Raw genomic sequence first — 20013 nt, 5'->3', positions numbered from 1 at the left:
CAGCCGCTTCGCGCCCTTCGCCACGGTCAGTGGCGGTCTCCATACGGACTTTGCATGGAGACCACGATGACTACTCGACTTTGCGCACACTGCGGCCACCCCTTCGAACCCCGCCCACAGGTTCCCGACCAAGCGTTCTGCTCCGCCCCTGAATGCCAGCGGGCTCGCAAGCGCGACTGGCAGCGGGCAAAACTCCAATCCGATCCTGACTACCGCATCAATCAGCAGGCGGCCCAACGCGCGTGGTCACAGCGCAATCACGACTATTGGCGCAATCACCGAGACGAACAACAGGCCAATGGCGATCAAGGGGAACAACCTACCGCCGCCCATCGGCAGGCAGTCATCGATCCTGTAAAGATGGACGTGTCAGCGCTGCCTTCCGGTATCTACCGGATCACAAGACGTCCGGAGTTTCCCAATGGAACACCGGGCTCTTGGGTAGTTGAAATCACGCTGCTGTGCGAAACCTGCGAATGCAAGATGGATGCGTCAAGAGATGACTTGATCGACACCCAGGGAATCCAGCCTTAACTTCAAGCCCAAATGGGCTCTCGATCATCCTGGATGGCAACAATTTCAACCATGTGCATTCCGGCCGCGCAGTGCAGGTCACGGTTATGCCAATGAGGTGAAAGGCAGGCCCGAGAGCAAGTTCACACAACATAAAGTGATCGGGTCTATGCAGGCAGAAGAGTTCTCCATTCCGGGGGCGGATCAGCCACCGACATTTCGGGCCGCCGAGTACGTGCGGATGTCGACCGAGCACCAGCAGTATTCGACGGAAAACCAAGCCGACAAAATCCGCGAGTACGCGGCTCGGCGCAACATCGAAATCGTTCGCACCTATGCCGACGAGGGCAAGAGCGGCTTGCGCATCGATGGGCGGCGGGCGCTGCAGCAGCTGATCAAGGACGTCGAGGCAGGCATCGCGGACTTCCAGATCATTCTCGTCTACGACGTCAGCCGCTGGGGCCGGTTCCAGGATGCCGATGAGAGCGCCTATTACGAGTACATCTGCCGTCGCGCCGGAATCCAGGTCGCGTACTGCGCAGAGCAGTTCGAAAACGACGGCTCGCCTGTGTCGACCATCGTCAAGGGCGTCAAGCGCGCGATGGCTGGCGAGTACAGCCGCGAGTTGTCGGCCAAGGTATTCGCCGGGCAGTGCCGCCTGATTGAGTTGGGTTTCCGCCAGGGTGGCCCGGCTGGCTATGGGCTGCGACGTGTGCTGATCGATCAGTCCGGCACGCTCAAAGGTGAATTGGCCCGCGGCGAGCACAAGAGCCTGCAAACCGACCGCGTCATTCTTCAGCCGGGACCGGATGATGAGGTCGCCGTGGTCAACCAGATCTACCGCTGGTTTGTCACTGACAACCTGACGGAGCTAGACATCGCCGAACGGCTGAACGCACAAGGTACGCGTACTGACCTTGGGCGGGATTGGACGCGAGCGACCATCCGCGAGGTGCTGTCCAACGAGAAATACATCGGCAACAACATCTACAACCGTCGGTCTTTCAAGCTCAAGAAGCACAGGGTGGTTAACAGCCCCGACATGTGGATCAAGAAGGAAGGTGCGTTCGAGGGCATCGTGCCGCCGGAGCTCTTCTACACGGCGCAGGGCATCTTGCGCGCAAGGGCACATCGCTACAGCGACGAGGAGTTGATCGAGAAGCTGCGCAATCTGTACCAGCGCCACGGGTACCTCTCCGGCCTGATCATCGATGAGGCAGATGGCATGCCGTCTGCGGCGGCCTATGCACATCGATTCGGCAGTTTGGTTCGCGCCTACCAGGCGGTGGGCTTCACTCCGGATCGCGACTACCAGTATCTGGAGGTGAATCAGTTTCTGCGCAGACTGCATCCAGAGATCGTCAGCCAGACCGAACGCATGATTGCCGAGGTGGGCGGCAACGTCGAACGTGACCCGGCCACCGACCTTCTCACCGTGAATCGCGAGTTCACCGTTTCACTGGTGCTGGCGCGGTGCCAATTGCTCGACAACGGGCGACGACGATGGAAGGTGCGCTTCGACACCAGCCTTGCGCCCGACATCACGGTGGCCGTGCGGCTGGACGACAGCAACCAGGCTGCCTTCGACTACTACCTGCTGCCGCGACTGGACTTCGGCCAGGCACGCATCCATTTGGCCGACCACAACGGCATCGAGTTTGAGTGCTATCGCTTCGACAGCCTGGACTACCTCTACGGCATGGCGCGGCGCATCCGCATACGGAGGGCCGCATGAGTCAAGACAAAGAACATCGGCATTCGGAGTTACGGATGATTCCGCTCAACCGGATTGAGGTTCTCAACCCCCGCGAGCGCAACAGCCGGGTCTTCGAGCAGATCGTCGGCAACATCCAGAACATTGGCCTGAAAAAGCCAATCATCGTGACGCCGCGTCCAGGGAGCAATGGCGAGCACTATCTCCTCATCTGCGGCGAGGGGCGGTTCAAAGCCTTCAAGACGCTCGGGCATCAAGAGATCCCGGCAATGGTGATTAACGTCGATGACGAATCGGCCTTCATCATGAGCCTCACCGAGAACATCGCCCGACGAAAGTTCAGCCCGTTGGAATTGCTGTCCGGCATCGAGCAGCTGCGGGATCAGGGCTATGACAAGAAATCCATTGCCCAAAAGACAGGCCTGAGTCCGGAGTACGTGCAGGGCATCCTGCAGTTGCTGCAGAACGGTGAACAGCGATTGCTGATGGCCGTCGGCAGCGGGCGCATCCCTCTCAACGCGGCGATCACCATCGCTGGCGCGGGCAGCGACGAGAAAGCCATTCAAGCCGCATTGCAAGATGCCTACGAAACCGGAAAGCTGCGTGGCAGCCAGTTGATCCAAGCCCGTCGTGTGATCGAACGTCGCCGCACCCAAGGCAAGTCCATCGGCGGCAGGATGACCTCCCGCAAGCCCAATGAGGATGTCACCACGTCCAGCCTGGTGAGGAACTACCAGCGTGAAGTCGAGCGACAAAAGCTGCTGGTCAGGAAAGCAGAGACCGCTCAACGCAACTTGCTGTTCATTGTAGGGGCCCTGCGCCAACTGCTGGCCGACGAGAATTTCACCACCCTGCTGCGCGCGGAGGGGCTGGACACACTGCCCCAGTATCTGGCGGAGCGGGTTTGGACTCGAGGGAGCGGCGCATGAGCAAACCGCCCCTGGGCTTCGTTCCGGAGCCATTGGTTCTCCCCCTCTCGTCCATCCTGCCCTCGCGTAAGACGCCAGAAGGCTTGCTTGCCTCACGGAAATTCAAGCAGATCACGGCATCTATCGAGGCGGTCGGGCTGATTGAACCCCTGTCGGTGGGAAAGCCCAACCGCGAGGGGCAGCACATCTTGCTGGACGGGCACACACGGCTGGTGGCGCTGAAGCAGCTGGGCTTCGACAAGGCACCGTGCCTCGTGGCCAACGACGACGAGAGCTACACCTACAACAACCGGATCAATCGCCTCTCCAGCATTCAGGAGCACCTCATGATCCGTCGCGCTGTCGAACGGGGTGTCACCCCGGAAAAGCTGGCGAAGGCCTTGGACGTGGACATCAGCCACATCATCAAGAAGCTAAACCTGCTGGAAGGCATCTGCCCGGAGGCCGCCGAGTTACTGCGCGACCAGACGTTTTCGGCAAACCTTGGTGCGGTCCTGCGTAAGCTCAAGCCGACGCGTCAGGTTGAGTGCGTCGAACTGATGGTCAGTGCCAACAACATCACGGTCGCCTATGCCCAGGCCTTGGTTGCGGCGACACCCAGCAACTTGCTCGTCGGCGAGGCCAAGCCCAAGAAGATGACCGGCGTCAGCGCCGACCAGATGGCCAAGATGGAGAGGGAGATGGGCAACCTCCAAGAGCAGTTCAAGCTTGCCGAGCAAACCTACGGTCAGGACATCCTCAACCTGGTGCTAGCCAAGGGCTATCTCGCCAAGTTGATGGCGAACGAAGCCATCTTGCGTCACCTGACCAGGAACCACCCCGACTTGCTGAACGAGTTCGACAGCATCGTCCGCATGGTGGCGCTGGACAAATAAGCGGCGCGCTATCGGCCCAGTGAGCGAAATCTTTCCCATAGGAAGGTCGTGACGGCGTCCACGCAGGCGGCCACGGTTCTTTAACAAACTGGATGCATCAGGGTCATTGCCCCCAAAACGGAGTTTCTGCTTCCCTCCGTGATCAAGGGCGGTGACCGACAGGCTTGCCGCTGGCCTGCCCACGCGCATCGGGGCCTGCGACTGGGCGAACAGCGGCTCCAATTCTGATTTCTGACTAGTGCCACGGCTGCAACACCATAGTACGGAATCATTTTCTTCCTCTGGTCTAGTGCCCACACCTATGGGAGAATTGGCAACTCTTGGCAATCTTTACTCATCATCGGCAAAGGCGAGACGATGGCAGACCCGGAAGGTGAAATCCTGACCCTGGACGAGGTGGCCGCCTACTTGAAGGCAGGCAAGCGCACCGTTTACCGCCTCGCGGCCGAAGGCAAACTTCCCGCTTTCAAGCTCGGCGGTACTTGGCGGTTCCGTCGCAGCGACCTGGATGAGTGGATTGCCGCCAATCTGACAAACAAGGATTCGGGGGCAAGCAACTGATGGAACTGATCGACAACATCAGCCGGTTGCTTGGCGATGATCTCAAGCAGACCCTCCGGCCAGGCGCGCGCCTGAAGGTCGCGGCCTCGTGCTTTTCGATGTACGCCTTCGAGGCGCTGAAAACCGAGCTAGAAAAGATCGACGAGCTGGATTTCATCTTCACCTCGCCCACCTTTGTTGCCAACGAGGTCACCGACAAGATTCGCAAAGAGCGAAAGGAATTCCACATTCCCAAGCTTGACCGGGAGCGCAGCCTCTACGGCAGCGAGTTTGAAATCCAACTGCGCAACAAGCTCACCCAGCGGGCGGTGGCCAAGGAGTGCGCCGAGTGGATACGGCGCAAGGCTAACTTCAAGAGCAACCGCACCAAAGCGCCGATGCAGCAGTTCGCCTGCGTGCAGGCTGGAGGTGCCGACACGGCTTACATGCCCCTACACGGGTTCACTGCTGTCGACCTCGGGTATCAGCAAGGTAACGCGGTATCCAACCTCGTCAACAAGATGGACGAGGCACCCTTTGCCGCCACCTACCTGAGCCTGTTCGATCAGATCTGGAACGACCCCGAAAAGCTGGAGGACGTGACAGCGCAGATTTGCGAGCACATCGCCTCGGTCTACCAAGAGAACGCACCCGAGAGCATCTACTTTCTGATGCTCTACAACATCTTCAACGAGTTCCTAGACGACATCGACGAAGACGTCCTGCCCAACGACCGCACGGGCTACCAGGACACCCTGATCTGGAACAAGCTCTTCAACTACCAGAAGGATGCCGCCACCGGGATCATTAACAAGCTGGAAACCTACAGCGGCTGCATCCTTGCCGACAGCGTAGGCTTGGGCAAGACCTTCACAGCACTGGCCGTCATCAAGTATTACGAGTTGCGAAACCGGTCAGTGCTGGTGCTCTGCCCCAAGAAGCTGGCGGACAACTGGCTGAACTACAACCGCAACCTCAAGACCAACATCTTCGCCCGCGACCGGTTCAACTACGACGTCCTCTGCCACACGGATCTGTCCCGCACCAGCGGCGAGTCCTTCGGTACACCGCTGAACCGCATCAACTGGGGCAACTACGACCTCGTCGTCATCGACGAGTCGCACAACTTCCGCAACAACGACGCCTACAAGGAAAAGGAAACCCGCTACCAGAAGCTGATGCGCAAGGTGATCCAGGAAGGGGTCAAGACCAAGGTGCTGATGTTGTCGGCCACACCAGTCAACAACCGCTTTACCGACTTGCGCAACCAACTGGCCCTGGCCTACGAAGGCAACTCCGAAAACCTCACAAAAAAGCTGCGCACGGACAGAAGTGTCGAGGAGATTTTCCGAGGCGCACAAGCAGCCTTCAATGCGTGGTCCAAGCTACCTCCGGAAGAACGTACCGCGCGTGCGATCCTCGACTCGTTGGACTTCGACTTCTTCGAGCTGCTCGACAGCGTCACCATTGCACGCTCGCGCAAGCACATCCAGACCTTCTACGACACCAAGGACATCGGTCAATTTCCGGAGCGCCGCAAACCGCTGTCGTTTCACTGCCCGTTGACCGAGCGGTCGGACGTGTTGGGCTTCAACGAAATTTTCGAGCAACTCTCCCTGCTAAAGCTGGCCGTGTATGCGCCCATCAGCTACATCCTACCCAGCCGTCTGAAGAAATACGAGGAGATCTACGACACCAAGGTCGGCGGCAAGGGCACGCTGCGCCAAGCCGACCGCGAAAAGAGCCTGCAGGCACTGATGACGGTCAACCTGCTCAAACGGCTTGAAAGCTCGGTGCAATCGTTCAGGCTCACGCTGCAATCACTACGGGCCAACAACGAAGCCACCCTCGCCAAGATCGCCGCGTTCAATCAATCCGGCGGCGCGGTCACGGTGGGCGACCTCACGGAAGTGCTGGAAGGGCTGGATGCAGAGGAGGATGAGCTGCCCATGCCCGTCGACGAGGGCGGCGAGATCGGCAGCAAGATCAAGATCAGCCTCGCCGACATGGACTTGCCGTCCTGGGAGCACGAACTGAAGGTGGACTTGCAGGTCATCGACGCCTTGCTGGCTTCGATGAACAAGATCACGCCGCAGGACGACGCCAAGTTGCAGCACCTCAAGGCACAACTGCTCGGCAAGATTGCAAAACCAATCAACCCCGGCAACAGAAAGGTGCTGATCTTCACCGCCTTTGCCGACACAGCTGATTACCTGTACGCCAACCTTGCGCCGGAGCTACTGGCTACGCTCGCCATCCACACCGCAAAGGTCACCGGCAAGGGTGCGCCGCAGTCCACCATCAAGAGCAAAACTCAGAAGCGCAGCTATGACTTTCAGGAACTGCTCACCCTGTTCTCCCCTCGCTCTAAAGAGAAGGCAGTGGTACTGCCGGACGAGCCGCACGAGGTGGATCTGCTGATCGGCACCGATTGCATCTCCGAAGGCCAGAACCTGCAGGACTGCGACTACCTGATCAACTACGACATCCACTGGAACCCAGTACGCATCATCCAGCGCTTTGGCCGGGTTGATCGCATCGGCTCGCCCAATAGCAGCATCCAGCTGGTTAACTACTGGCCCGACATTTCGCTCGACGAGTACATCAACCTCAAAGAGCGCGTCGAGAGCCGAATGATGATCGCTGACGTGACCGCCACAGGTGACGACAACGTGTTGTCTGCGCAGGCCAACGACGTGTCGTACCGCAAGGAACAACTTCGTCGCCTGCAGGAGGAAGTCATCGAGCTGGAGGATTTGAAGACTGGTGTCTCCATCACCGACCTGGGCCTCAACGACTTCCGCATGGATTTGCTCAACTACGTCAAAGCCCACGGCGAATTGAGCAATGTGCCCAACGGGATGCACGCCGTGGTTCCCTCCAGACCGGAGATGGGCCTGCGGCCGGGCGCGATCTTCACGCTGCGCAATCGGAACGCCGGGATCAACCTCAACCAGCACAACCGCCTGCATCCGTACTACCTCGTCTACATTAACCGCGAGGGCGAGGTCATTCATGACCATACCGAGGTTAAGCGCCTACTCGATCTGGTTCGTACCTGCTGCAAGGGTCAGGACAAACCCATCGTCGACGTGTGCCAGCGCTTCAATCGGGAAACTGAAGATGGCCGCCGGATGCAGCCCTACTCCGATCTGTTGGGCAAGTCCATCCGTTCGATGATCGAGGTAAAGGAAGAAAAGGATTTGGATAGCCTGTTCAGCGGTGGCAAGACCACGGCACTGACAGACACCATCTCCGGTCTGGACGACTTCGAACTCATCAGCTTCCTCGTGATTCAGGAGGCTGGATGAGTCAAGGAGCGATTACACAAAACCCAGTGCTGATTGCCTACCCCAAACAAGCAGCTTTCGGGCGCGTTCTACCCAAGAACAAAATATATGAGCACAGCGGGGCCAACACCCGGCTAAAGGAGCTGTTCGTCGAGCAGGTCGAGCAGATCGTCTGGCAGTACAAGCTCGCCCCAGAGACGATCAACCTGCCTGCACGGCCCGGTGTGCCGGAAATCCAGATTTTCAGCATCCAACTCAAGTCCACAGAACTGCATGAAGATGTGCTGCGCTGCATTGACGGCGCGGTTCAGTTCCCGATCCTGTTCGAGCTGAACCAGGGCCAGGGCAATCAGGCGAAAACGCGGGTGGCGGCGGCGTTCAAGCGCCCGAGCGAAGCCGATGCCAGTCGCTGGGTGCTGTCCGGCTACTTCTCCACCGACTGGATACCTGCAGCCACTGCTCGCACAGCCATGCCGTTGGCCCTCGACATGGCTCACCTGTACTCCGCCCTGCTGCAAGGCCTAATGCCGCTGCCAGCACGCCCGCAGGAGGCGTTGCCCGACTGGATCGCTCGTGTCGAACTGGCGGCTGCAAAGCGCCGCGAAGTCGAGAAGACCCAGGCAAAGCTGGCCAAGGAAAAGCAATTCAACCGCAAAGTCGAGATCAACGCGACTTTGCGGCAACTGAAAACCGAGCTTGAACAATTGAGTTGCTGAACTCTGAAATCAAAGCACAGCGACCAGAGGAATGAACATGGACAAACTAAAAATGCACTCACCCAATCTCACGCAAGACAACATTGCACGTATTCGCGATCTGTTTCCGAGTTGCGTGACCGAGGCCAAAGGTGAAGACGGTGGCGTGAAGCTGGCGGTGGATTTTGACCAGCTTCGACAGGAACTAGCCGATTCGATTGTTGAGGGCCCGCAAGAACGCTACCACCTTAATTGGCCGGGCAAGCGCGAGGCTCTGCTCACGGCCAATGCACCGATTGCAAAGACGCTTCGTCCAGTACGCACGAAAAAGAATTCAAAAGGCGAACAAACTGAAGAGAGTGTCAATTTCGACACTACCAAAAACCTTTTTATCGAGGGCGATAATCTCGACGCGCTGAAGCTACTTCAGGAAACTTATCTTGGCAGAATCAAGATGGTCTATATCGATCCGCCATATAACACGGGGAACGATTTTGTTTACGCCGACGACTTTGCAGACGAAGTCTCTGAGTTCTTTCTCCGATCAAATCAAGTGGATAGCAAAGGAAACCGCTTGACAGCCAACCCGGAAACAAGCGGGCGCTTTCACTCGGACTGGTTGTCCATGATGTATTCGAGGCTAAAGTTGTCGCGCAACTTACTGCGAGATGATGGACTCATCGTAATTCATATCGATGAGAACGAATACCCCAACCTGGAGAAGCTTCTGGCCGAAATCTATGGCGAGAAAAATAATCTCGGAACGATTGTATGGGATAAAAGAAATCCAAAAGGCGATGCCACCGGAGTCGCGCAACAGCATGAACTAATTTGTATTTACTGCAAAGATCGAGAATTCTTTAAGGAGGCCTGCGATTTCCAGCGGCCAAAAGAGAACGCCGGGAAAATGCTTGCAAAGGCCAAGCAGATTCTTGGAAAAGAAGGTGGAGTCACTGAAAAGGCGAGGAAAGAATACAAGGACTGGGTAAATCAGCAAGATCTCACCGGAGGCGAAAAGGCATATAACCAAATCGATGACAACGGCGACGTCTTCCGTCCTGTATCGATGGCGTGGCCAAATAAGAAAAAGGCCCCAGAAGATTACTTCATCCCGCTAATTCATCCGGTAACAGGGAAGGAGTGCCCTGTTCCAGAGCGGGGGTGGCGTAACCCTCCTGCAACAATGCAAGAGCTCCTGAAGGCTGGATTGATTATTTTTGGCTCAGACGAGAAGACGCAGCCAACGAGAAAATATCGGCTGAAAGATAATTTATTTGAAAACATCCCTTCGCTGCTTTACTACGGTGGCAGTGATGACGCCTTGCTTGCTGACCTCAATATTCCTTTTGATACACCAAAACCGGTTCAAGTAGCAAAGAGACTAATTCAATCAATTTGCAAGAATGACGATATATTGATCGACTTCTTCGCTGGCTCGTGCACGGCGGCGCATGCACTTATGCTTTTGAATGCAGAAGATGGGGCAAATCGCCGTTTCATAATGGTTCAATTGTCCGAGGAGTGTGACGAGAAATCCGAGGCTAGAAAACTTGGATACTCAGTAGTTTCTGAGATTGGAAAAAATCGCATTCGGAGAGCAGCAAAAAAAATTCGAGAAGAATTCTCGGAAACCTTGCCTACGAGAAATACGGATCTTGACTTAGGTTTCCGCGTACTTAAAGTCGATACATCGAACATGGCTGACGTCTACTACGCTCCCGATGCGCTGGACAAAGCCAATCTCGACTTGTTTGTTGACAATATCAAGCCTGACCGCACGGCGGAAGACTTGCTGTTCCAGGTGATGATGGACTGGGGCGTTGATCTTGCGCTGCCGATTGCCAGGAAGTCCATTCAGGGCAAGGATGTGTTTTTTGTCGATGACAACGCACTGGCCGCCTGCTTTGACGCACACGGCGGCGTAGACGAAGCCTTCGTGAAGGAACTTGCCAAGAGCCAGCCGCTGCGAGTGGTGTTCCGCGATGCTGGCTTCAAGGACAGCGCCATCAAGATCAACGTGGAGCAGATCTTCAAGCTTCTGTCACCTGCCACCGAAGTGAAGTGCATTTGAGGAGGCTGCGATGAAGCTGAAATTCAAGACGCAGACCTACCAGACAGCGGCCGTGCAAGCAGTAATCGACTGCTTTAAGGGACAGGTTCCGCATCACGGAGGCGTTCGCTACCGGCTCGATCCCGGCAGCCAGAAAGCAGCCCCAGCAGGCCCGCAAGGAGCGCTCGCGCTGGAAGCCGCTTCGCATGAAACCGCCGCGGAAAAGGAAGCGGCATTCCGCAACGCCGACTTCACTTTGTCGGACACGGCGCTGCTCGAAAACATCAGAGCCGTGCAGCAGGGCCAGAACCTGCCGGTGTCGGACGCAATGGTCAAGACCAAAGTGGCTAAGGTTAATCTCGACATCGAGATGGAAACGGGCACTGGCAAAACCTATTGCTACATCAAAACCATCTTTGAGTTGAACAAGCAGTATGGATGGAGCAAGTTCATCATTGTCGTGCCCAGCATCGCCATCCGTGAAGGCGTTGCCAAGTCGCTGCAGATCACCTCGGAACACTTCCTTGAGACGTATCAGAAGAAGGCACGCTTCTTTATCTACAACTCAAAGCAGCTCCACCACCTGGAGAGTTTCTCGTCGGATGCAGGCATCAACGTGATGGTGATCAACGTGCAGGCCTTTGCCGCACGAGGAGCCGACAATCGCCGCATTTATGACGTCCTCGATGACTTCCAGTCGCGCAAACCCATCGACGTGATTAGCGCCAACCGCCCAATCCTTATCCTGGATGAGCCTCAGAAGATGGAAGGCGTGGCGACGCTCAAGTCATTGGAAGAGTTCAAGGCGTTGATGGTGTTGCGCTACTCGGCCACGCATAAGACCACGCACAACAAGATTCACCGCCTCGATGCGCTAGATGCCTACAACCAGAGACTGGTGAAGAAGATCGCGGTACGCGGCATCGCGGTGAAAGGGTTGGCGGGCACGGCGGGCTATCTGTACCTGCAGTCCATCGAAATATCGAGCAAGAAGCCACCCGAGGCGCGGGTCGAATTCGAGCAGAAGTTGGCGGGCGGGAACATCAAGCGCGTGGTGAGGAAGCTCGCCAAAGGCGACAACCTGTTCGATTTGTCGAACGGGCTCGATCAGTACCGAGATGGCTTTGTCGTTGCCGATATCAATGCCAACTCCGACACACTTATTTTCACCAATGGGGCCGAACTCATCGTTGGGGATGCGACCGGTGATGTGACTGAGGCTGCGCTGCGCCGTATTCAAATCCGCGAGGCCATCAAGGCGCACTTCGACAAGGAACAAGCGCTATTCCAACAGGGCGTGAAGGTACTCACGCTGTACTTCATCGACGAAGTGGTCAAGTACCGCGACTATAGTGCGCCGGACGAGAAAGGCGATTACGCCCGCATCTTCGAGGAAGAGTATCAGCTCTATCTCAACGAGATGCTGGATCTCGATGAGACGCCGTACGTCAAATACCTAAAAGGCATTTCTGTCGAAAAGACACACAGCGGCTATTTCTCCATCGACAAGAAGAGCAAACGACTGGCTGACCCCACGGTCGCTGCGCGTGGCGAGAATGCTGGACTTTCCGATGACGTGGATGCCTACGACCTGATCTTGAAAGACAAGGAGCGGCTGCTGTCATTCTCCGAACCGGTGCGCTTCATTTTCTCCCACTCGGCACTGCGCGAAGGCTGGGACAACCCGAACGTCTTCGTGATTTGCGCTCTAAAGCACAGTGACAACACTATTTCCCGCCGTCAGGAGGTGGGGCGTGGCTTGCGGCTGTCTGTCAACCAAAGCGGTGACCGGATGGATCACCCAGCCACGGTACACGATGTGAACGTGCTGACCGTGGTAGCCAGCGAGAGTTACAAGGACTTTGTCGCGGCGCTGCAGAAGGATATCAGCGAGTCGCTGTCGGCGCGCCCGCGCGTAGCGGACGAGGCCTACTTCACCGGCAAGGTGCTGAAGACGGAGTCTGGCGATGTCGCAATCACACCGCAGCTCGCTAAGCAGATCTACAAGTACCTGCTCAAGCACGACTACACCGACGACGCTGATCGCATCACCAGCACTTACCACGGGGCTAGGAAGGACGGTGCGCTAGCTGCGTTGCCCCCCGAGTTGGCACCGCACGCTGATCAGGTCTTCAAGCTGATCGACAGCGTTTTCAGCGAGAGCCAGTTGCCCGAAATTGGCGACGACCGCAAGCCCAAGAAGAACCCACTCAACGCAAACTTCGAGAAGCAGGAGTTCACAGAACTTTGGAATCGGATCAACCGCAAGGCGGCATACAGCGTCGACTTCGACTCCGACGAATTGGTGCAGAAAGCGGTCAAGACACTCAACGACAAAGATGCTGGGCTTCGTGTGACCCCGTTGCAGTACACCATCCAGCACGGTGAGCAGGCAGCCGCCGTGACCTACGATGGAATTAAGGGTGGCACTGCATTCGAATTGAAGGACTCTGAAACGGAGAATAACCACGTATCAATCCATTCAGCGGTCAAGTACGACCTGATCGGTAAGCTTTCCGAAGGTACCCAACTGACACGGCGCACGGTCACCGACATTCTGAAGGGACTTAACGCGGCCATATTCGCGCAGTTCAAGACCAACCCGGAGAGCTTCATCGCTGAGGCGATTCGTCTGATCAACGAGCAGAAGGCTACCGTCATCATCGAGCATCTGACCTACGACCCAGTCGAAGACAAGTTCGACCTTGACATCTTCACCGCCGGGCAAACCAAGCAGGACTTCAGTAACGCGGTCAAGACACCCAAGCGCCATATCTATGACTTCGTGTTGCCTGACTCCGGCTCGAAGCCCGAGCGCGAATTTGCCGAAGCGCTGGAGGCCAGCGCTGAAGTCGTTGTGTACGCTAAGTTGCCACGTGGTTTTCTGATACCAACACCGGTTGGTGACTACAACCCAGACTGGGCTATCTCATTCAAGGAAGGATCGGTGAAGCACATCTACTTCGTGGCTGAAACCAAGGGATCGATGTCGTCGATGGATCTGCGCGAAATAGAGAAAACCAAGATCAAATGCGCTCGCAAGTTCTTCGATGAAATGAACCGTCGCTTTGCTCCCGAGAACGTTAAGTACGACGTAGTAGATAGCTTTGGCCGACTGATGGAAGTAGTTCGGCAATAAATGCTGTCTGCTTAGTGGAGGGTTGGCGCAATCTAGCCTTGCGCCAACCAGTCAATAAATTCCGGCCAAAAAATCACTGTAGTTAAATTGTCCAATCCTCACGGGTGAGTTAGTGGTCACATAGGAAAATAACGCAAACCGAGATGCATCATCATTGAATACAGGCTTGGTTTGTCTTACGTTATACGCGAGAGTCATCCTCATCGCCGACTGATTACATACAGCCAGAAGCAAATTAAAATTCACGTAATCAACAGGATAGGGATTCCATTCCTGCAGAGGAGAAAAAGACCGTTTCAGTTCGATAGCCTCAATTGGCTCCCCGTCAGTGCTCAATCGAATAAGGTCAATGTCAGTCACTTTGATGGAGCCCAGGCTGCTCCGCTGCCAGTTATGGTAAGCACTACTTGTGGCGTCGTTGACGCTTTTTCCGCAGGCTCCGCTTTTGACCGGTAGACCTATTTTCTGGAACTCATCTTTAAGCTGATCTAAAGTGAGCTCACAAGGTTGTTGTCCTGGCCTGCCAAAGCCGACTTTATCAATGGAGTTTGCTCCGTCGTCAAATTTGACAAAAAATAGGGGAATGCCAGATTTTGAGGATATCTTCTTTGCTGTTTGAATGACATCCTTCTGAAGAGACCACGAATTTCCGAATGCCAAAACAAGAGCCCTTGGGGTGGCAGACTGATCGCCGTAAATAAGCATCCATGCATTACCTGACACCCATACAAACGGATGGCTTTGCTCTGCGCTTAGTGCGTTGTATACGGCATTGGTTTTGTAGTAACTCATTCCATCCCCTGCATAGCAGACGCCTAGGTTTGGCGTTTAATAATTTCTGAGCGTCATTAGCTGACTGACAAAATGACGCAAACCTATTCCGTTCTGAAGCTTTTAGATCTCGAAATAGTCACTTGTGCATTTATCTTTTTGGGTTCTGCTTCTTAAGGCCCCAATAAGTCCACCCATTCGTTGCAGACCCAGATAAAGCTTGTGCTGCAGCCGAAAGTGATGGGTAGACTTGTCCTTCAATGCGCAATTCGATCAAGCCATTCTTCTTGTCGACAGAAAGCACTTCGGCGACTACCTGGCCAGATTTCTTTCTGAACTTGTGGGTGAGCCTGTCACCTGCTTTGGGCCATTTTTTGTCTTGTTCCATGATCTACTTTGCCTTTCTTGCTGCAGCACAGCGTAGATCTTAATGCTGATTGTGTTTTCGAGCTACAAATCTGAGCAGCCCAAACTGCCGACCATAAGTTTCGGAAGAGCGTTCGTCGGCTGTCGTTCCACTAGTTGTTGGTTTCCAATAAGCACCGCACCTCGTGTTGACGCCGCAACACTAGCCCCGGCAGCACCCTTCCACCGCCATAAACCCACCGGCGCAGCTCTGTCGCTGCGGCAGTCCAGTCGCGCTGATTTATGCGGCGCCGCAGCGTCGACATCTGCAACCTCCCCGCGCCGAGGTTGAACGTGAAGTCCACGATGGCCGCGAGCCTCCCCTCGGGCTCAGTGGCTAGCACAGGGCAGTAGCGCAGCGTCGCCACCAGTGCAGTCTGCAGATCCCGCGCAAGATAGACCTCCGCTTCCGCCTCTGTGATCGGAGGGTGCTTGGGATCGCAGAGATGACCGTACCCAATCGTCCAGAAACCGGCTGGGCAGATGTAGGGAACGGCCGCGATCTCGATTCCACGCTTCACCCTGCGCTCGAATCCCTCAAAGCGCTTGGCCAGTTCGATGGCTGCTTGGGGTACCTCGATCACGGCCGCACCCGATCAAACACGCGCCCGAGGAACCAGAAGTTGAGCACCCCGGCCCATAGCGCCTGATCGGCCTCCGTCCAGGCATGCAGTATGGCGGTGCCCCAGCCAGCGCCAGCATTCACCGCTGCCGCAAATGCTGCCGTCTTGGCGGCGCAGTACAGAGCCATGAACCAGTAGGTGATGACAGGGCGCACACTGATCGACAACGCATCGGCCCAGCGAACCCCGGTTTTCTCGCCCTGAGTGCGAACGGCTTCGCGCAAGGTTTCGATGGCACCGACATTCCACGCGGCATCGGCACCCGCGCCAATTTCCGACATTCGCTGCGCGCCGCGAATCTTCTCGAACTCCAGCGCCTTGTCCTGCATCGCCAGTTCATGGCCGCGCTCGCCTTTGCGGTCGAGCCATTTGAGTATTTCAGGTGCGAGACGGAATGCCCCGCCGAGGAGGCCACCAAGCAGTGTCTCGATCATTGCGGGCCTCCCATCAGTTTCAACTTGATGGCTGCGCCAACGAGCAGTGCGGCCAGGATGCCGGTGGTGATGACCTTGACGGTGGTCTGCCAGGCCGTGCGTCGGGCATCACGCCAGGCTTCCAGCAGGTCGCGTAGTTCGCGGATGTCGCGTGCGGCGTGGCCGTTTTCCAGGCCAAGGTGGGTCAGGACACGCTCGGCTCCGCGTTCAGCGGCGCGGTCCAGCAGTTCGTCAAAGTCCTCGCGGCGCAAGAGGAGCATGTTCTCGACGAGAGCAGGCTGTTGTTGTTCGGGTTCGGTCATTGCGGTCTCCAGAAATGCGAAACCCGCCTCGTGGGCGGGTTTCTGGTGGGTACGAAGATGGGAAATCAGATGGCGATGCCTGCGCTCCAGCCGGTGGACTTGTAGGCCGAGAGCTTGGCCTCGTCCTCGATGTAGCAAAGCCAGCCGATCTTGGGCGTGTGGTACTCCCAGGTATCAGCGATGCGCACGGCGAGCTGGTTGGTCTTGCCTGCCCACACGCCCGTGGCGGCGGCAGGAATGAGGTAGCGGTCGCCGTTGGCGGGACTGGCCGGTGGCGTGGTCAGGTCGCGGTCTTTCACGGACAGGCCGACCACCGCGCCGAGCCGCTTGAGGTTGGCGTCCATGCCGGTGTCCCAGCCGCTCTCGCCAAGCGTCCAGCCATAGTTGAGTCCAAGGTTCGGGTCAGTTGATGACATGGTCTATCTCCAGAGATTCGATGCTTGGCGAATGCGCCGGACTGCTTCCGGGTCGCCGGTGCGATGACTTTGCTGCGGGTGCTGCCGCCAGTGACGCCCGACGATGGGCAGGTACAGCACGCCGCCACGCTTGGCCACGAGCAGGGTCAGTAGCCAGTCGGCAAAGTTGTTGAGGTCGGCGGTTTCCTTGAGTACGGCTTCCACGGCGGAGCGCCGCATCACGATCAGGCCGTGAACGTGGCTGGCGCTGTTGGCGTGCTGCCAACGGCTGTAGGCCAGACGCCGCACGGCAATGTCCTGGCCGTTTTCGTCGGTCAGTGCCTCGTCGGTGTAGGCCATCACGGCCTGCGGGCAGGCATCCAGCGCGTCGGCCAGTTGTGTGAAGGCGCTGGTTTCGTACAAATCGTCGGGATCGACAAAGGACACCAGCGGCAGCGTGCCTTGTGCATAGCCTGCCGCGCGTGCCTCACCGATACGGCCCGGAATGCCGGGCAAAACGTGCAAACTGATCGGTGCTTCCTCGAGGCTGGCGATGCAGGCCTCACGCCATTCGGCAGGCTCGTTCAGGGTGAGCAGATGAACATCGATGCGCGGCTCCATCACACACCTCCCCAATACTGTCCCCAGCGCAGGCCGAAGCCCGCGCGATCCATGACCCGCACCTGCGGCTGCCAGCTACTCAAACCATCGCGCTCGGCACTGATCTCCACCGTGATGCGGTCACCCAGCGCAGCGGCATCCAGCGCGGCCACTGCTGCCGTCCAGATAAAGGTTGTGCCGAGCAGTCCCGTTTCGGTGTGCGCCTGCACGCCATTGCGATTGCGGATGCGTAGCGTGTAGGTCACGCCCAGTTCCGACCCGATGTCGCCCTCGTCTTGCTGCACGAGATAGGCGGTCTGCTGCGTGCGGTCGCGATGCGCCCACGCGACGGTGAGATCACCGGCCACCACGGCAGGCTCGGTCTGGCCATTGAGGCGGATACGACCGGGTGGATACGGCAAAGCCTGCCGACCGGCCAGCACCATCGGCTGCCCATTGGCAGCCAACACAGGATCGCCCTGATCGGTCGACGTGCGAGGAATCGCGCCCACGAACACCGATTCGCCCGGGGCGCGCTCCGCACCTTCGGATGCCAGCCATTCGCCGACACCGATCAAACGAGTCCCCGAGGCATGTGCTTGGGGTGTGGTATCGAGCACGCCACGTGCGAGATCGATGGTCGCGTTGGCAGCATCGAAGGCCAGGACGGCAACGGCCTCTGCAATCGCCCCACTGGCATCCACCAGATAGGCGTAGTCGCCCTCGGCCAGTCTCTCCGGCTGGCTGATGGCAGTCACCGGCACGCCGATGGCATCGACCTCGCTGGCAGGCAAGGCCACATCAAGCGTCAGCAGTGGTGCGTAGTCTTCGCCCACCACGGCAGTGAGGTCGCCGCCTGAAGCGCCGGTAGCCAGTTGCCAATTCAACTGCCCGCTGCCACCGGCGGCGGCCAGCGCACCGAGATAGGTGTCCGTATCGGTCAGGTAGGCCAGATCTGCACGCGACAAACGCCTGGCCAGTTCCCAATACGGCACCTCGACGGCCAGCACCACGGCAGGCGGCAAAGGTTCGATGGTCGGCTCCTCGACGTGCGTTGGCGGGGGCGACAGCACGGTGTTGCTCATCCCGAACACGTCTTCCATGGCTTCGATGCGCCACTCGGCCGCCCCCAAGGTGCCGGTGTCGATGCCGGTGACGCGCACCACCATCTGATCCACACCCAAGCGCGGCCAGTTCAGCAGAAATACATCCCCCGGCAGCGGCGCACGCTCCAGCGTGTCGCGTGCCACCGTCAGACTCATCCGGGCCAAGGGTGAACCCAAGGCACGCAGGTCACGCAAGGCCAGCCGCGCGGCCAGTGGCCCGTAGTTGACGCCCGGGTAGTCGCGGCGTTGATTGATCACGCCGCCTTGCAACTGGATGGCGGCCAGGTTCTCGACCGTAACGGCAGCATCACCGCCGGTCTGCCAGTCGGTGTAGACCACGGTCAGTTCATTGGGTAGCTCGCCCCACTGGGCACGTTCGAAGCGTTCCAGCCGCACGATTTCGTCAGGCCCCAACTGCGGTAGGCTGTCGATCCAATAGTCGTCGCGCAGCAGCTTGAGCTCAAACGTGCCTTGCTCCGGGTCGGTGTAGAGGATGCCGCCAATGTGGTCGATGACCTGGCCGATGAAGCTCTCGATGGGCTGCTGGCGCGTCCAGATCAGATTTAGGCCGAAGCCCTCGCTCGACAGGGCCCACGCTGCGTTCCAGAAACTCCAACCGATGGTGCTCTGCGGATAGCCCATGCCCCAATGCGGATCGGTGAGGCACTGCACCAGGATGTGCGCCGGGTTCATGCCGACGCTGATTTCCCGGCCTTCGTCCTCATCCCAGGTGCGGACTTCAGCGTTCCACTCCATCCACGGCGCATCGAACCAACCCGCCGTGAAGCGACGCACCCGTACCGCCCATGGCTTGATGTAAGGGTTGTTGGCCGCAAACAGGATCTTGCGCGCCACCAAGGACAGCACGCCTCGGAATGCCGGAATGGCTGGCCCAAGGCGACTCATCAGATAGTCGTTACGTCCTTGCCCGGCATGACCAGAAAGCACATCGATGGTGCCGACCACGCCGCCTTCGCGCTCGTCGCCGCCAAACAGGGTTGGCTTGTTGATGCTCAGGCTGGTCAGCCCGTGGCCGGTGGACAGCGGCGCGCGGTCGGCATCACCCCACGCGGTACGGTCGCCCATCTGGATTTCCTGCACGGCATCGACGGGCCCCTGGCACAAGGCCAGATGCAGCCCCATCCGGTAGCGGTAGCCAACGGTTTGCGATTTGCTGCTGCCACCCATCAGCCTTGCTCCCGCTGGCTGGATTGATTGCGGGCGTGCTCGACCACACGTTGGGCCATTGCATCGCCGGTGGCCAGCAAGGTTTCGGCGTCACAGCCTTCACGCAGGAAAGCGCGGAAATCCAGGTCGTGACGCGCAAACCACGTACGCGTGCCGTTCACGCACAGGCCCACGGCGCGCACGTGATCGATGGTGATAACGGTCTGAGTGGTCATTTCTTGCCACCTTTCTTCTTGATCGGATCGGCTTCGAGATCGCCATACCAGACGACGTTGGAGCCGCGCAGCAGCACGGTGCCGAACACGACCGGGATCGGTCGGCCTTCTTCTGCGGTGGGGGCATCGACGTCAGACAGGGACGCCGGTTTGGGTTCGGGCGGTTTCGGCGCGAGCGCGACCGAAACCAGCGCCGCCACTACGATGACGACGAGGTACCACATGCCGA

Annotated in this window: 19 protein-coding genes; 9 read left to right on the top strand and 10 right to left on the bottom strand. The window is 57.8% G+C overall.

Annotated elements, in window-relative coordinates:
• Positions 1-66 precede the first annotated feature (66 nt).
• The 9 genes from ACJ7VY_RS07050 (at position 67) to ACJ7VY_RS07010 (ending at position 13745) form a co-directional block, all read left to right on the top strand.
• Positions 67-534: a hypothetical protein gene (locus tag ACJ7VY_RS07050; RefSeq protein WP_409476660.1), complete on the top strand. Its 468-nt coding sequence runs from the start codon at positions 67-69 to the stop codon at positions 532-534.
• A gap of 148 nt (positions 535-682) precedes the next feature.
• On the top strand, positions 683-2248 hold the full coding sequence (locus ACJ7VY_RS07045) for a recombinase family protein (RefSeq protein WP_409476659.1): 1566 nt from the start codon (positions 683-685) through the stop codon (positions 2246-2248).
• Complete coding sequence (locus ACJ7VY_RS07040) at positions 2245-3156, top strand: ParB/RepB/Spo0J family partition protein (protein ID WP_409476658.1); 912 nt, start codon at positions 2245-2247, stop codon at positions 3154-3156. The genes ACJ7VY_RS07045 and ACJ7VY_RS07040 overlap by 4 nt, the downstream gene beginning before the upstream one ends.
• On the top strand, positions 3153-4031 hold the full coding sequence (locus ACJ7VY_RS07035) for a plasmid partitioning protein RepB C-terminal domain-containing protein (RefSeq protein WP_409476657.1): 879 nt from the start codon (positions 3153-3155) through the stop codon (positions 4029-4031). Before ACJ7VY_RS07040 ends, ACJ7VY_RS07035 begins: the two co-directional genes overlap by 4 nt.
• A 357-nt stretch (positions 4032-4388) precedes the next feature.
• Entirely contained in the window at positions 4389-4592 is a 204-nt protein-coding gene (gene mads1 / locus ACJ7VY_RS07030; RefSeq protein ID WP_105761352.1) for a methylation-associated defense system helix-turn-helix domain-containing protein MAD1, read from the top strand.
• Positions 4592-7882, top strand: coding sequence for a helicase-related protein (locus ACJ7VY_RS07025; protein ID WP_409476656.1), 3291 nt, complete (start codon positions 4592-4594; stop codon positions 7880-7882). The genes mads1 and ACJ7VY_RS07025 overlap by 1 nt, the downstream gene beginning before the upstream one ends.
• The gene (locus ACJ7VY_RS07020) at positions 7879-8577 is read left to right on the top strand and encodes a DUF4391 domain-containing protein (RefSeq protein ID WP_409476655.1); all 699 of its coding nucleotides are present in this window, start codon (positions 7879-7881) and stop codon (positions 8575-8577) included. Before ACJ7VY_RS07025 ends, ACJ7VY_RS07020 begins: the two co-directional genes overlap by 4 nt.
• A gap of 37 nt (positions 8578-8614) precedes the next feature.
• Positions 8615-10627: a site-specific DNA-methyltransferase gene (locus ACJ7VY_RS07015; RefSeq protein ID WP_409476654.1), complete on the top strand. Its 2013-nt coding sequence runs from the start codon at positions 8615-8617 to the stop codon at positions 10625-10627.
• Between the two features lie 10 nt (positions 10628-10637).
• The gene (locus ACJ7VY_RS07010; protein WP_409476653.1) at positions 10638-13745 is read left to right on the top strand and encodes a type III restriction-modification system endonuclease; all 3108 of its coding nucleotides are present in this window, start codon (positions 10638-10640) and stop codon (positions 13743-13745) included.
• 51 nt (positions 13746-13796) lie between these two features.
• Here the strand turns inward: ACJ7VY_RS07010 and ACJ7VY_RS07005 are convergent, their stop codons facing one another.
• The 10 genes from ACJ7VY_RS07005 to ACJ7VY_RS06960 all read right to left on the bottom strand — a co-directional run bounded on the left by ACJ7VY_RS07005 (position 13797) and on the right by ACJ7VY_RS06960 (position 20008).
• Positions 13797-14537 (bottom strand): hypothetical protein, encoded by a 741-nt coding sequence (locus ACJ7VY_RS07005; protein WP_409476652.1) that lies wholly within the window; start codon positions 14535-14537, stop codon positions 13797-13799.
• Positions 14538-14667: 130 nt separating this feature from the next.
• Positions 14668-14904: a hypothetical protein gene (locus ACJ7VY_RS07000; protein WP_409476651.1), complete on the bottom strand. Its 237-nt coding sequence runs from the start codon at positions 14902-14904 to the stop codon at positions 14668-14670.
• Positions 14905-15034: 130 nt separating this feature from the next.
• A complete protein-coding gene (locus ACJ7VY_RS06995; protein ID WP_409476650.1) occupies positions 15035-15505 on the bottom strand; it encodes a lysozyme in 471 nt (156 codons plus the stop codon).
• Positions 15502-15978 (bottom strand): hypothetical protein, encoded by a 477-nt coding sequence (locus ACJ7VY_RS06990; protein WP_409476649.1) that lies wholly within the window; start codon positions 15976-15978, stop codon positions 15502-15504. Before ACJ7VY_RS06990 ends, ACJ7VY_RS06995 begins: the two co-directional genes overlap by 4 nt.
• A complete protein-coding gene (locus ACJ7VY_RS06985; protein WP_020200523.1) occupies positions 15975-16280 on the bottom strand; it encodes a DUF6127 family protein in 306 nt (101 codons plus the stop codon). The genes ACJ7VY_RS06990 and ACJ7VY_RS06985 overlap by 4 nt, the downstream gene beginning before the upstream one ends.
• Before the next feature lie 65 nt (positions 16281-16345).
• The gene (locus ACJ7VY_RS06980; protein WP_409476648.1) at positions 16346-16696 is read right to left on the bottom strand and encodes a DUF2793 domain-containing protein; all 351 of its coding nucleotides are present in this window, start codon (positions 16694-16696) and stop codon (positions 16346-16348) included.
• A 3-nt stretch (positions 16697-16699) separates the two neighbouring features.
• The gene (locus tag ACJ7VY_RS06975) at positions 16700-17296 is read right to left on the bottom strand and encodes a hypothetical protein (protein WP_409476647.1); all 597 of its coding nucleotides are present in this window, start codon (positions 17294-17296) and stop codon (positions 16700-16702) included.
• Complete coding sequence (locus ACJ7VY_RS06970) at positions 17296-19569, bottom strand: phage tail protein (protein WP_409476646.1); 2274 nt, start codon at positions 19567-19569, stop codon at positions 17296-17298. The genes ACJ7VY_RS06975 and ACJ7VY_RS06970 overlap by 1 nt, the downstream gene beginning before the upstream one ends.
• Positions 19569-19784, bottom strand: coding sequence for a hypothetical protein (locus ACJ7VY_RS06965; protein ID WP_172622980.1), 216 nt, complete (start codon positions 19782-19784; stop codon positions 19569-19571). Before ACJ7VY_RS06965 ends, ACJ7VY_RS06970 begins: the two co-directional genes overlap by 1 nt.
• The gene (locus ACJ7VY_RS06960; RefSeq protein WP_009521704.1) at positions 19781-20008 is read right to left on the bottom strand and encodes a hypothetical protein; all 228 of its coding nucleotides are present in this window, start codon (positions 20006-20008) and stop codon (positions 19781-19783) included. Before ACJ7VY_RS06960 ends, ACJ7VY_RS06965 begins: the two co-directional genes overlap by 4 nt.
• Positions 20009-20013 lie beyond the last annotated feature (5 nt).

Origin of the sequence: Stenotrophomonas sp. Y-13, assembly GCF_046267925.1 — a bacterium.
GTDB lineage: Bacteria > Pseudomonadota > Gammaproteobacteria > Xanthomonadales > Xanthomonadaceae > Stenotrophomonas > Stenotrophomonas acidaminiphila_A.
This window is presented reverse-complemented; position numbering and strand designations above follow the sequence as displayed.

What these genes read in the sequence shown, in the direction of transcription:
- ACJ7VY_RS07010 (WP_409476653.1), top strand. Translation starts at nt 10,638, where the DNA reads ATGAAGCTGAAATTCAAGACGCAGACCTACCAGACAGCGGCCGTGCAA.
- ACJ7VY_RS06970 (WP_409476646.1), bottom strand. Translation starts at nt 19,569, where the DNA reads ATGGGTGGCAGCAGCAAATCGCAAACCGTTGGCTACCGCTACCGGATG.
- ACJ7VY_RS07020 (WP_409476655.1), top strand. Translation starts at nt 7,879, where the DNA reads ATGAGTCAAGGAGCGATTACACAAAACCCAGTGCTGATTGCCTACCCC.
- ACJ7VY_RS06960 (WP_009521704.1), bottom strand. Translation starts at nt 20,008, where the DNA reads ATGTGGTACCTCGTCGTCATCGTAGTGGCGGCGCTGGTTTCGGTCGCG.
- mads1 (WP_105761352.1), top strand. Translation starts at nt 4,389, where the DNA reads ATGGCAGACCCGGAAGGTGAAATCCTGACCCTGGACGAGGTGGCCGCC.
- ACJ7VY_RS07045 (WP_409476659.1), top strand. Translation starts at nt 683, where the DNA reads ATGCAGGCAGAAGAGTTCTCCATTCCGGGGGCGGATCAGCCACCGACA.
- ACJ7VY_RS07035 (WP_409476657.1), top strand. Translation starts at nt 3,153, where the DNA reads ATGAGCAAACCGCCCCTGGGCTTCGTTCCGGAGCCATTGGTTCTCCCC.
- ACJ7VY_RS07005 (WP_409476652.1), bottom strand. Translation starts at nt 14,537, where the DNA reads ATGAGTTACTACAAAACCAATGCCGTATACAACGCACTAAGCGCAGAG.
- ACJ7VY_RS07000 (WP_409476651.1), bottom strand. Translation starts at nt 14,904, where the DNA reads ATGGAACAAGACAAAAAATGGCCCAAAGCAGGTGACAGGCTCACCCAC.
- ACJ7VY_RS07015 (WP_409476654.1), top strand. Translation starts at nt 8,615, where the DNA reads ATGGACAAACTAAAAATGCACTCACCCAATCTCACGCAAGACAACATT.
- ACJ7VY_RS07050 (WP_409476660.1), top strand. Translation starts at nt 67, where the DNA reads ATGACTACTCGACTTTGCGCACACTGCGGCCACCCCTTCGAACCCCGC.
- ACJ7VY_RS06965 (WP_172622980.1), bottom strand. Translation starts at nt 19,784, where the DNA reads ATGACCACTCAGACCGTTATCACCATCGATCACGTGCGCGCCGTGGGC.
- ACJ7VY_RS06990 (WP_409476649.1), bottom strand. Translation starts at nt 15,978, where the DNA reads ATGATCGAGACACTGCTTGGTGGCCTCCTCGGCGGGGCATTCCGTCTC.
- ACJ7VY_RS06980 (WP_409476648.1), bottom strand. Translation starts at nt 16,696, where the DNA reads ATGTCATCAACTGACCCGAACCTTGGACTCAACTATGGCTGGACGCTT.
- ACJ7VY_RS06975 (WP_409476647.1), bottom strand. Translation starts at nt 17,296, where the DNA reads ATGGAGCCGCGCATCGATGTTCATCTGCTCACCCTGAACGAGCCTGCC.
- ACJ7VY_RS06985 (WP_020200523.1), bottom strand. Translation starts at nt 16,280, where the DNA reads ATGACCGAACCCGAACAACAACAGCCTGCTCTCGTCGAGAACATGCTC.
- ACJ7VY_RS07025 (WP_409476656.1), top strand. Translation starts at nt 4,592, where the DNA reads ATGGAACTGATCGACAACATCAGCCGGTTGCTTGGCGATGATCTCAAG.
- ACJ7VY_RS07040 (WP_409476658.1), top strand. Translation starts at nt 2,245, where the DNA reads ATGAGTCAAGACAAAGAACATCGGCATTCGGAGTTACGGATGATTCCG.